At 49.7% G+C, this 12,611-nt stretch carries 7 protein-coding genes and 3 pseudogenes; 2 read left to right on the top strand and 8 right to left on the bottom strand.

Annotated elements, in window-relative coordinates:
* Positions 1 to 906, bottom strand: a 906-nt coding sequence (locus tag EA392_12320) for a peptidase S10 (protein ID TVR37547.1), incomplete at its 3' end; no start/stop codon positions are given.
* 75 nt (positions 907 to 981) lie between these two features.
* Between EA392_12320 and EA392_12325 the strand changes: the two genes are divergently transcribed.
* Positions 982 to 1,581, top strand: coding sequence for a transferase hexapeptide repeat family protein (locus EA392_12325; protein TVR37548.1), 600 nt, complete (start codon positions 982 to 984; stop codon positions 1,579 to 1,581).
* Between the two features lies 1 nt (position 1,582).
* Here EA392_12325 and EA392_12330 read toward each other — a convergent pair whose 3' ends face one another.
* Positions 1,583 to 2,575, bottom strand: a complete 993-nt coding sequence (locus EA392_12330; GenBank protein ID TVR37549.1) for a T9SS C-terminal target domain-containing protein — start codon at positions 2,573 to 2,575, stop codon at positions 1,583 to 1,585.
* Positions 2,576 to 2,616: 41 nt separating this feature from the next.
* Here EA392_12330 and EA392_12335 point away from each other — a divergent pair, with 41 nt between their 5' ends.
* Positions 2,617 to 3,312 carry an NAD-dependent deacylase gene (locus tag EA392_12335; GenBank protein ID TVR37550.1) on the top strand — a complete coding sequence of 232 codons (696 nt, stop codon included), beginning with the start codon at positions 2,617 to 2,619 and terminating at the stop codon, positions 3,310 to 3,312.
* Positions 3,313 to 3,361: 49 nt separating this feature from the next.
* On the opposite strand, the gene EA392_12340 is transcribed toward EA392_12335, so the two are convergent.
* The 6 genes and pseudogenes from EA392_12340 to EA392_12365 form a co-directional block, all read right to left on the bottom strand.
* Positions 3,362 to 3,868: a T9SS C-terminal target domain-containing protein gene (locus tag EA392_12340; GenBank protein ID TVR37578.1), complete on the bottom strand. Its 507-nt coding sequence runs from the start codon at positions 3,866 to 3,868 to the stop codon at positions 3,362 to 3,364.
* A 135-nt stretch (positions 3,869 to 4,003) separates the two neighbouring features.
* Positions 4,004 to 4,243 (bottom strand): annotated as a pseudogene (locus EA392_12345) (hypothetical protein).
* A gap of 69 nt (positions 4,244 to 4,312) precedes the next feature.
* A pseudogene (locus tag EA392_12350) lies at positions 4,313 to 4,603 on the bottom strand (hypothetical protein).
* 54 nt (positions 4,604 to 4,657) lie between these two features.
* Positions 4,658 to 4,864, bottom strand: a pseudogene (locus EA392_12355) (Kazal-type serine protease inhibitor family protein).
* A 72-nt stretch (positions 4,865 to 4,936) separates the two neighbouring features.
* Positions 4,937 to 8,767 (bottom strand): PKD domain-containing protein, encoded by a 3,831-nt coding sequence (locus EA392_12360; protein TVR37551.1) that lies wholly within the window; start codon positions 8,765 to 8,767, stop codon positions 4,937 to 4,939.
* A 91-nt stretch (positions 8,768 to 8,858) separates the two neighbouring features.
* Positions 8,859 to 12,446, bottom strand: coding sequence for a hypothetical protein (locus EA392_12365; GenBank protein ID TVR37552.1), 3,588 nt, complete (start codon positions 12,444 to 12,446; stop codon positions 8,859 to 8,861).
* Positions 12,447 to 12,611: the final 165 nt, after the last annotated feature.

Consider the following 12,611-nt stretch of genomic DNA (forward strand, 5'->3'; position numbering starts at 1 on the left):
TTCCTTTTCGGATTCGGTAAGCCGGTCACCTTTCATCAGCATACTGTTGTATTCACCCAACGCAAACTCCTCGGCAGATTGAAGAAACTGTTTGAAATCGGGGTAACGTTGTTTGTCAATTTTACCGTGGTGATAGGCTGTGGCCGCAAAAGCCGGTAAAAACAAGGTATACGGCAGGTCGTTTCCGCTGGTAAAATACAGCGTTTGGAAATTCATCACTGCCGAAATCAGGACCAGTCCATTGAGCATCATACCGTGGCGGTCTTGCAAATAGCCCGACAGGCCAGCCGCACGGGTCGTTCCATAGCTTTCACCCGCAAGGTATTTGGGTGAGTTCCATCGGGCATTGCGCGTTACATAGCGGTGAATAAAATCACCCACACTCCGAAGGTCTTCTTCGTAGCCGGTAAACTCTTTTTTATCGGTATCTCCTGCCGGGCGGCTCAAACCGGTTTCCACAGGGTCAATAAACACCAGGTCCGTTACATTGAGCCATGAGTATTCATTGTCAACCACTTTGTAGGGCGGCGCGGGAGCAAGACCTTCGTCGGTCATGACCGCCCTTCTCGGACCCAGTGCCCCCATGTGCAACCAAACCGAGCTGGAGCCGGGGCCACCGTTGAAGGAAAAGGTGATGGGTCTGTCGGCAGGGTTTTTTACGCCATCGCGGGTGTAAGCTATGTAGAAAATGCGCGCCTTCTCCTCCCCTTTCTCATTGAGCATCAGTAAGTGACCCGCAGTAGCCGTGTAGTTGATGCGCTCTCCTTCGAGGGTAATGGTGTGTTGGGTAACCACAGGATCGGGAAAACTGAATGTGCTTTTACTCGTTTTGTCGGCCTTTTCGCCCTGGGCAAAACACTGAAATGAAATCAATACCAGAAAAAGAAGGGTGAGCAATCGTACCATGTTGCAGGTTTTATTTGATGGTTTCCGCCCCGAATTTACGACTTTTGAGGCTGTTCATTCTAACTGAAGCGCGTCATGATTTTTGAGTTCGAAGGTTTTCGCCCGGTGGTTCACCCCTCCTCTTTTGTTCACCCACTGGCTGCGGTAACCGGCAATGTGCTTATCGGTAAAAACGTGTACATCGGCCCGGGTGCTGCTGTGCGGGGTGACTGGGGTCAGATTACCATTGAGGACGGATGCAACGTGCAGGAGAATTGCACCATTCACATGTTTCCGGGTGTGGAAGTCGTTTTGCACGAAGGCGCGCACATCGGCCACGGAGCCATTGTGCACGGAGCCACCATCGGTAAAAATTGCCTTGTAGGCATGAATGCGGTAATCATGGACGAAGTAGTGGTTGGCGATGAGTGTATCATCGGTGCGCTTGCGCTGATTACAGCCAAAACCAACATTCCACAGAGAAGTGTGGTGGTGGGCAACCCGGCCAAAGTAGTGAAACCTGTTACCGACGAAATGCTGGCGTGGAAAACCGAGGGCACCCGGCTCTACCAGCAACTACCTGCACATTGCCACCAACATTTGCGCGAGTGTGAGCCGCTTACAGAACCTGAGCCCAACAGACCAACCCAGGCTCGCGTGTACGATATCTGGAAAAACCGCGATAAGGGCGACTAAACTATCGGGTGTGAATCAACTTGCGGTGCGCGCTTTCGCCATTCTCGCCGCAGGCAGTGACGATGTACATGCCCGCCGGCCAGGACGATGCGTCAACGTGAATGATTGATTGATGATTTGCAGATTCGTGCAAAAACATCCTTCCCGAAAGGTCGCTGACAGTTACACTTTGTAATGGTTGGTTTCGGGATGATGAGACCTGAAAAAAGCCGGAAGAAGGATTGGGATACATGCTGAACTCAAGCGGTGCCGCCTCTTCAACGTTGGTAACCAAACATTCATACAGGTTAAAATCGTGGCTCACAAAGCCGGGCTCAAGTACACCGCCCGTTGCCCCAATAGCAAAGAAGTTTCCGTAGTGCAGATTGTACGTAAAACCTACTCCCTCGAGATCCTCCACGTTGAGTTCAAGTGTGTAGCCACAGCCTTGTTGCAGGCAAAACGGCACTTGCTCTTGCGTGTTCTCTCCGTTGAAGACCACCGTGCCCGACTCCATTTCCATTCCGTTCTGGGAGAGCGTCCATTCAACGTTTGTAAACAGCGGGGTTCCACCAGCCCGTGATATTGAAAGCACCAGCGGCACGCAGTCGAGCTCCGGCCATAACAAGAAGGGCCCGGGGAATGCGCACTCAAAACCCTCATAAAACAAGCTCCAGAGTTGTAACTCCCCGGGTATCGGAGTATTGGGCAGAACGGTCATATCAATGATTTCCATGGTGTGCACCTGATCGGTGGCCATTCCGAAGAAAAAGACTTCTTCGAGGGCAATGGTGGCCTGGTTTGCGTCGGCAACTAAAAAACCCGGATGGGTGATGAAGTTGTCGAAATCGGTGTACTCCGCACGAACCAGAATCTGGTTCATGTTGAAGGGGTTGATTTCCATGCGTGTAATGCTAAGGGAATCGCAATTGCCCATTTGGCCCAGGGCGAATTGGTTCATCAGAGTGGCTGCAAAAAAAAGGGTAAGCAAGTTGGTTTTCATGGCAGATGGCATAAGAGGCTTAAATTTACGCTGTAATCACCCGTTTCAACGAAATGAATCGAAAAAAGTTAGTGGTTTTAACAGGGGCTGGTATGAGTGCAGAGAGTGGCGTGGCTACTTTCAGGGGCGCAGGCGGCCTGTGGGAAGGCTATCGCATTGAGGAAGTGGCATCTCCCGAAGGTTGGATGAAACAGCCTGAGGTGGTTCTGGATTTCTACAACCAGCGTCGCAAACAGATGATGGAGGTAGAACCCAATAAAGGCCATAGAATACTGGCTCAGCTTGAAGAAGATTTTGACGTACACATTATCACTCAGAATATTGATAATCTTCACGAGCGCGCGGGCTCCACAAGGGTGCTTCACCTCCACGGTGAGATCATGAAGGCCCGGAGTACCGGCGACCCATCGCTCGTGTATGAGCTAGACCATTGGAAAATTGAAATGGGGCAATGTTGCGAAAAAGGGTTTCAGTTGCGTCCACATATTGTGTGGTTTGGCGAAATGGTGCCCATGATTGAGCCTGCTGCCGATTTGGTTTCAGAGGCCGATGTGGTGGTTATAGTAGGAACTTCGATGGTGGTTTATCCTGCTGCAGGGCTCGTGCACTACGCACCGGATGAAGTGCCCATTTATTGCATTGACCCCGAAATCCCCTACCTACCCCACCGAAATCCACCAATTGTAACGATTGCAGCCGGCGCTTCCGAAGGTCTGGAGGAACTGAAGCGCTTCATCAAGATAAAATAAAAGCCCCTGCGTAGGCGGAGGCTTTCGGAGTAGTGCAATTGCTTTAAAATTAATGCAACAGCACCTTTTGGCTCAATACTTCATTGCTTCCCTGTGCGCGAATGATGTACAATCCTGCGTAGCGTACCGGAAGTTGAAAGAAATACTCGCCTGGGGCGAGACTCTCACGTGATAAAATGTGCTTTCCGGTGAGGTCAAACACATCAAAGCGCTCAATCAGCTGCCCATTCTGAACACGCACGGTGAAATCGGGTCGTGGTTCAATCACAAGGTGGTTCTTGTCGGCTTCTTCCACACTTGTTGGAAGGCATTCACCGGGCGTCCAGCTGGTTACCCCACCGAAGTAAAATGCATAACAGTCATTACTGTAAGTCTCTCCATCACAGCCGCAAACAGGATCCCAAATATCCAGGCACATTATTTCAGGGTCAATCTGATCGGGATTGATGCAATCTACCGCAAAACACGATTCATCGCACTCTGCAAAGGTATCGAAGAAGTACGCGCTGTAATCTACCCCATTGTCTGCAATCATATCACAACCGGATATGGACATGCAGGCATTATTTACGATAGCGACACCAATTACAGCATCACATTCGCCAAAATCAAGTCCCGAAGGAAGCGGTGCACAGGGATTGGGCTCTTCGCAAGTGCCGGCAAACCAGCTGGTGACGCCACCATAATAATAAGCATGGCATTCATTCACATAGGTAATTCCATCGCATCCACATACGGGATCATCATTTAGAGGACAAGGTGCATCAAGGTCAATCTGCTCGGGGTTGATGCAATCATTGGTTTCAAGGCAAGCTTCGCACTCCTCTGGAGAGTCGTAAAGGGCTGGTGTATAATCCACGCCTTCCACCTCCCAGCCGCATCCGGATATGGGCTCACAAGCGCCTGCCAACACTCCATATCCAAGAAACATATCACAAAGTCCGAAGTCAATATCTTCCAGGTCGGTACAAGGTTCGGCAGGTTCAGTCGGTTGTCCGGCACATTCACCTTGCGTCCAACTGGTTACTCCGCCGTAGTAAAAGGCATAGCATTCGTTGTCGTAGGTTACATCATCACAACCACAAACAGGATCGTAAATTTCAATACATATGGCGTCGGGGTCAATTTGATCGGGATTGATACAGTCGCTTTGCAAACAAGCCTGACAATCGGCCAGGTCTTCATAGAAATACGCGGAGTAATTTACGCCGTCCGACGCAATGGTGCCACAGCCTGAAACGGCAATGCATTCATTATTGATGAGCGCAACTCCAATGATGGCTGCGCACATTCCAAAGTCCAGTCCGGGGTCAAGCTCAGGACAGTCACCCGGGGCAAAAATCGGGCATTCGCCTTCTGTCCAGGATGTCACACCACCGGAATTCACGGCGTAACACTCGTTGGAGTAGGTCTCACCATCGCAACCACACACCGGTTGAAAAATGTCGAAGCAAATGGCATCAGGGTTAATAAGCGATGGATCAATGCAGTCTTCCTGCGCTGACAGGAGCAGTGTGGGCAGAAAAAACAAGAGGGTATAAAGTCGTTTCATGGCAAAAAAAAAGAGGGTTCACAATATTGACTGTGAACCCTCACTTCGGTTGCCCGAAACCCGTTATGAATTTTAATTCGTTTTGATAAATCTTCCGTGCAACACAGTATCGTTCCCTGAAATCTGAATCAGGTAGGTTCCGGAGGCCCAGTGCTGGATATCAATAATGACCTGTTCTGATTGCCCGTTGTAAGGAACAGGCTCATTAATCATGCGTCCATCTGGTGTAAACACGCGCAGAGCCTCGGTTTGAAATCCGGCAGGCAGCACCACGGTTACCCGGTCTCTGGAAGGAACCGGGAAGATATGGAGGCTTTGATCAGCGTTGAGTTCACCTACGCTGGTAGGTACAACTTCAAACGGATCTGATATTTCCGTGCAACCATTTCCTGTTTCAATTTCCACGGTATAGGTTCCGGGGCCGATGATCTCAATGACAGGACTGTTTGAATTCGGGATGGGTTCGCCATTGAGGAACCATTGGTAGGTAGCGCCCCCAACAGGATTTATTCCGAGTTGGTCAGTATCTATGGCATCAATTACAGGCTGCGTGATATTGGTCATGGTAACCGTGATGGATTGCGAAGAAGTGCTGCAATCTTCACCACTGAATACCTGAACGCTGTACACGCTTGGCGCATTGATCTCAATCACAGCTCCGGTATGGCCGTTGTTCCAAAGGTACTCCGTCCATCCGCCCGGGGCAGCAATTTGAATGCTCTGGCCGGGGCAGATTTGCAAAGGACCTCCATTGAACTGACCAAGAGTTGCAAGGGTGTTGCCGCTGTTGATCTGGGCATTGAGCCAGGCACCTGTTTCAGCGGTCACCATGGCTGTTGGAATGGTCACATTGGGGCCCTGGGCACCTCCACCCATTTCCATCAATTCACCGGGAACGTTGTTTACAATAATAACCCCTACCGCACCGGCTTGCTGGGCACTGAAAGCTTTGGATCCAAATTCGCAGCCGCCGCGGTAAATCACGGCGATGTTGCCGCTCAGAGCGGCTCCGTTTACTGCATTTTCGCAGAGTAAGCTGTCAGCGGCAGTGCCATCGCGGGCTATCACGAGGTTTGAAGTTACACTTACACTGTTGAGATTGGGCGACCCCCAGCCTGCTCCAACGCCTTGAAAAGAGTAATGGCCCTGAACTTCGGCGGGATTGAGTACCGCAAAAGCTGTTTGGTTTTGACTCACCAACGATGGCACAGGAGGTTGAGGCAAAATGACTACGTCAATTTCTAGCTGCGATGAGCACCCGGCAGCGGTTCCCACCACGGTGTATGTAGTACTTGATGCCGGCGAGGCTTCTACCGTTTCGCCTTCGGTTGCGGAAAGTCCGAATGCAGGAGACCACGAAAACTCTGAGGCACCTGATGCCATAAGGGTTACGGGCTCACCTCCGCATGAAACGGCCTCGGTTGTGTTTACGGTCAATACCGGAGAATCAAAAACAGATATGTAGTTAACAACGGTAATTTCATCGCTACCCCACGGGTTGGTTACGGTCAACGTTACATTGTATTCACCCGCTTGATCATAGGTAACTTCTGGTGAGGCCAGATCCGACGTTGCGGGTGTACCTCCTTCAAATTCCCAGAAAAAAGATGTGGGTGCAAAAAGGCTTTGGTTGATGTACTGAACCGGAGTTCCTACACAGGCTGATGTTGAGTTTGAGGTAAAGTCAGCCACAGGAGCAGCCTGCACGGTGAGACAGTTTCCGGTGAGCTGCACATTGTCAACGTAGATGTTGTTTCCGTAATCGTTGTACGTTTCGAACTTGATCCGCACCTCACTTTCTCCGTCAAATTCACTGAGGTCAATGGTGAAACAGCCCGAACCAAGATCACCACCAAAACACCAGTCATTTCCGTTGGCAGGAACAAAATTTTGATTGAGAATGGTTCCGGTAGCAAAAGTCCCCTGACCATTTTCTGCCACCTCCAAAACGCGATGCGGATAGGTGGCACCACCGTCTGTTGAAACCATCACGATGAGTGAGTCGGCAAACTGAGCTGAAAAGCGTCGGTGGGCGTGCTGAAAATCGAGTTGAATATTCTGATGACCGGAAAAATCGAGCACAGGTGTTATCAAACCGTCTCTTTGACCCTGATCATCATAGTTATACAGGTTGATACCTGCTGCTTTATTGCCGTTTACGGAACCTCCTACGGTGAAAATCTCCCAACCAATGCTGTTGTCCGGGTTCTCAACCGTCCATCCCATATCATCAAAAGTTCCTTCTTCAAAGTCTTCTAGAAAAAACACATCGAGGCCATTGGACGAAATCTCCACATACCCCGGCATGGTGATGGTGTTGTTTCCAAAATCGTTTGATACTTCGAGAATCACATCGTAAAACCCTTCAGAGCTGTAGTTCACAATAGGGTTTTGCGAGGTTGAGGTTCCGGGGTTACCTCCGGAGAATGTCCAGTTATAATTCGTTGCAAGCCCTCCACCCGAGCTACCAAAAAACTGCACAGAGCCTCCGGGGCATGCCACTGCGTTGTTGCTGCTCACCACAGCTACAGGAGGAGCATTTACCGTGGCCTGAGCGCAAAGCACGGCCTGGTGAGCATTGATTCTCCCTGAGCCGAGTTGCCCGATAAAATTCGGGTTGACGCTGTTGATGTTATCAGCGGTACTTAAAATACAATCAACCACTTGCTGCTGTGGCAATTCGGGGTTCACCGAAAGAACAAGGCCAGCCAAGCCGGCTACCATGGGTGAAGCCATAGAAGTACCGCTTAGGTTGGCGTATGTGGGTGCATAGGAAGTGTTAAAGTAGGTGCTCAGAATCTGGCTACCGGGCGCAGCTATGTCAATCCAGCCTCCGAAATTCGAAAAATTGCTCTTGGCATCGTTGCTCGCGGTACTCGCCACGCTTACCACATTGTTGTAGCCCGCAGGGTAAAAAATGGTACTTACGTTGTCGTTTCCGGCAGCTGCAATGTTTACACAACCGGCATTGAATGCGTAGTTGATGATGTTTTGGCCTGTTGTACTGAAGCCCGAGCCTCCCCACGACATGTTGATGACATCCGCACCATTGTCGGCAGACCAGATTACGCCTGCATAGGCATCGGAGATAAATTGGGCAGAGTTTGAGCTCTTCACCGGAATGATTTTAATATTAAACCCGATGGAAGCCACGCCGATTCCATTGTTGGTAGCTGCACCAACAATACCGGCCACGTGGGTTCCGTGTGTCATTCCGGTTTGGTTGGGATTGGGGTCGGCGTTGTCTTGAGACACGTCGTAACCGGCCACAAGATTGGGAATCAGGTCTGGATGTGTGGTAAGTACTGCGTCATCTACAATGGCTACGCGAATTTCGGTGCTTCCTTGGGTAATGTCCCACGCGTCCTGGGCGCTGATTCTCCAAAGCCCCCATTGATTGCCATTTCCCGTTTGAGGCCCCAGGTCATTGGGTGTGAAGGTAGGCCTCATGATGGGAACCCGCTCTGCGTAGTTTACCACTTCGAGCTTTTCAAGTTCTCTCGCTAGCAACTCTTCATCCCCCACCCTATTGAAATACAGTTGATACACCTCCGATATATCGTTGGTGCGGGCAAAGTAAAAGGGCTTGCGCACGGTATGAATGCCAAATTCTTCGGCCAGCTCCTCTCCTATTAAACGGAGAAATGAATCAAGCTGAACCTCCTTCTTTTCCCACTGAATGGGTTTGGTGGCTTCAGGAGATACCTGAACCCAAAGTTCACCGGGGTAAAAAACGTCTGTTTCAGATTGAGCTGTGGCAAAAGACACCACCAACGACAGGGCGAGCCACGTAGGTAGCCATTTTTTCATAAAGGTCATGATTAAAGTTACTTGCAGGTTAACATTCGGTTTGAGGCATTGGTTCAGAACGCCCCGTGGTTTCAAATTTATTCGGAGGTACAATTAACAAAATACACGTTGATTCAGCACACAATGTTTTCGGCAATCTTGGAAAGGTAAAGTGTTGCCACCCGCAAAAGACTTAGGTAGTTCACTACCTGATGACGGTTATATGTCCCCGGTATTGTTCTACTTCCTGCGTGATGGCATTTTTCACTTCGATGGAGTACACGTATACTTCGGGTTGTGTAAAGTACTCACCACTTGCCTCAGCACCATTCCAGCCCTGATTTACATCGGTGGTTTCAAACACGAGCTGTCCGGCACGATTGAAAATCTGCATGCGGAAATGCGAAGGATCCCACTCGTTCCCCATCGGACGGAAGATCTCATTGATACCATCACCATCCGGCGTGAATGCATTGGGAATAAACACGCGGAATTCACGGGGTGTGAAGTGCGCAACGATCTCATCCGGCACCTGAATGTTCAAACGCATTTCAGGGCTTTCATCAGAGGGTACGGGTGCGTGCTGCACGGTGCTCCAATGGCTGAATTCCCATTTCTGCTGAGGTATCGCCTTGAAATGCGTATTGTTCATGGCCAGCACATTTCCAGTCCAGGGAAGGAAGGGCAACATGTTCCAATCGAGCATTACAAATCCACTTCCTTCGGGCTCTACGCGCACGGTTATGGGGTAGTTTGGAAGTTCTATGAACGAGGCTATGATGGTGTCTTCCCCTATAATCTGGAGTTGCACATTTCTCATATCCGCATTGGGTGCAAAGGTGCCGCCATCGGTTGATTGCCAACCAATGAAATCGTAGAATTCACTGGTGGGAACTGCCCGCAACGGGTGGGTTTCCTGGGTTGACAACATACCTTCCCACCACGAACCTTCGTCGGTGCCGTGGATTTCCACAGTTCCGTATTCAGGTGGATCGGTCATTACCACCACATTGAATACTGTAATGACCTGAAACAAGGCAACAATAGAATCTGCCTGCACAACCTCAAAGCTGATAAACAGGTCGTTGAGATTGGTCACAAGATGGTTTTGAAATGTCCACCCAACAAATTCATAGCCCTCTTCAGGAACGGCTTCAAATTGCGCCGTATTACCAGGAACGATTTCAACCGTTGCCGGATTATCCTCGAGTGTTTCACCATTGAACACCACTTGACCCATACCGGGCTCTTCGACCGTAACAATAAGTTCAACAGGCAGTTGGTAGAAATGAGCAATGACTTCATCGGTTTGAGCGGTGGTGTATGTGGCTACTTCGCTTGTGTCGTTGGGTGCAAACACGGTATCACCCTGATGTACCGTTTCCCAATGGCTGAAGGCCCATCCCGGCTCTGCGGTTGCCACAATATCGTGTTCTATCAATGCCGCTAAGGAGTCGGTATATGGATAGTTCGGTATCAGAAACTCATTGAGTTCTATCCATCCTGTTCCGGGAGGCTCAACATTAAAGGTTATGGGGTATTCCTCCAGCGGAATGAAGTGAGCGACAATCGTTACGTCACCCTGAGGGTTTACTGTGATTTCGAACTGTGTTTCATCGTCGTATTCCAACTCCCCCAACAGTGTTTCCCAAAACTGAAAGGCTGCCTCACCGGTTGCGTTGGCCGTGAGATCAAAGGGCACCTCAGCAAAATAGGTACCTGTCCAGGGTGAATCTCCCGGGCCGATGGTAATAGAATTAAGCACCACTTCGCCCTCGCCGATAATCTCTATGGTTACTTCGATGGCGGTCAGGTCGTAACAATCTTCCAACCCTTCTACAATCTGCTCCTCGCAACGGGCTTCTATAAAGTCTATCAATGACTGCACGTTGTTCTGCCAGCCTGCGTATGTACCGCCCCAGCGCTCAATTTGCCTTGGCATTTCAGGGTCAATCATGTTAAGAAGGCTATCTAAGTGAGCCAGCGCAAACTCGCAACTCAATGTGGAGTTGATTAAATCGGCGTAGCGGTTGATGTAGGTTTCGAAGAATTCTTCGTTCTCAAGCAAGGCGCTAAAAATTTGGGTATGCCCCTGCCCTCCGGGGTTGTTAAGCTGATGTCCGAAGCAAGGATCAGCATCAGGCCCTGTGTTGGGAATACCTGTGTAGTTGATGTAGTGCCCAAAGGCCGCATCCATATCCCACAAGGTGTACCGCCATTCGGTTGCTCCGCCAAATTCGTTGTAACCACGCCACCATGCTGTATTCCAGTTGAGCCAGTCTGCGGCCACAATCCAGGTATTGATGGCAAAGTAATCTATAAGACTGATCACGTTGAGCTGGGTTTTCACGTAGTCATAATTCACCTGATCGGTCATGTCCTGGTTCGTGATAAAGTTGCGCAGGGTATTCCAGTTGTCCATGGTGCCCCACTTTGCCCAGGTGTTCCCCCAGGTTTTGATAAAGTCCATACTGAATTTGTCCTGACTGTAGTAATAGTCAGTATATCTCCAATCGTCAACTTTTTCACGGTAATCGTACACTCCCCAATACTGGCCGTTGGCATAGAGCACACAAAACTCAGTGGAGCGGCAATCCAAATCCATCCCTCCTACCTGAGAGAGCGACTGTACATAGGCATCGCGAATATGAGCACCATTTTCATAAGGGTAATTGTCGTTGGCACCGGCCTTAAACATGTACCTTTTGTAACGAGGACGGTCTGAGATTCTGAAAAGCTCTAGTTCGGTTTTACCGCTGTAGCCCATTTTATCGCGATCAATCCAGTCAATGCCGCGTTGCGCGTAGGCCCAACTGTCGTTTCCGTGTTTGTTGGTGTCACCAAACGACTTTGAGATTCGTTGCCCGTTTTCGTCAAAAACCTCCATGGTGGTAATCGGAATATTTTGAACTCCACCCAACAGGATCAGCACTTCATCACCGGCTACCGAGAAAGCGGGCAGCGTATGCTGATCTTCACCAACAAAGAATGTACTCCATTCAAAAAAACTGCGCAGGAAGTCGGGGTTGTTGCTAAAAGTAGCTGCCATCAACACGGTGGTTTCATTGATGTTGATGGGACCGTTGTAAACCGGCGAGGCTTCGGTAGGAAAGGTACCGTCCAGGGTGTAACGAATCACAAATTCCGGACTGGGGTCTGGCAGCGAGATGGCGACAGTAATTCCACCTCCGTGATATCCGGCGGGTTGATCAAATTCGGGTGTTGGAGCGTAATTGGTGTATGGCGTTGAAGTATTGTTTGAAGCGTTGATGGTGGGCTGGGTAAAAACCACCCAATTATCTGCTCCATCCGGGTAGCGTCCGCGCGTGTGCCCAAGCTGACTGGTCTCTTCAATCATGTTCACATCCACAATGGTGCTGCCATCTGGAGCCACCAACGCGATGATTTCATTTTCCTGGGTTTGTCCCAGTCTGAAGTTAGCATGCAGATTGTTAAGGTCAAAGGGCAGCCCCATCCTGCCCGAAAGCCATATTCGCAAAAAACCATTACCCGGGATTACAGAGCCCGCGGGAAATGTCCATTTGTCGAGATTGGTGATGCGGTCCGTCATATGGTAACCGCTGAGATCATAGGGGGTTGGCGAGGTGTTGTAGAGTTCAACCCAGTCTTCACACTCGCCGAAGTTGTCTTCCACCTGGTTGGGGTTGTGGACAGAGCAAAGATTGGTGGCGCCTATTTCATTGATCACAACCTGAGCGGAGAGCATGGTGTGTGCAAACAAGGCAAAAGTCAGTAGCGCTATTTTGGTAAGCCAGTCGTCTCGGTAGAACATAGTTTAGTTAACGGTATTGATTTCAAAAACAATAGTATGTACTTGACAACGCCACCTTGCAGGATTTTGTTGTTACCTAACTGACGACAGGCAGAATGCTAAGGTTGCCCAAATAAATTAACATATCTCCTTATCCGTTATGTCTATCTGAATTTCAGGGAATAG

It is taken from the genome of Cryomorphaceae bacterium, from assembly GCA_007695365.1.
Taxonomy (GTDB): domain Bacteria; phylum Bacteroidota; class Bacteroidia; order Flavobacteriales_D; family SKUL01; genus SKUL01.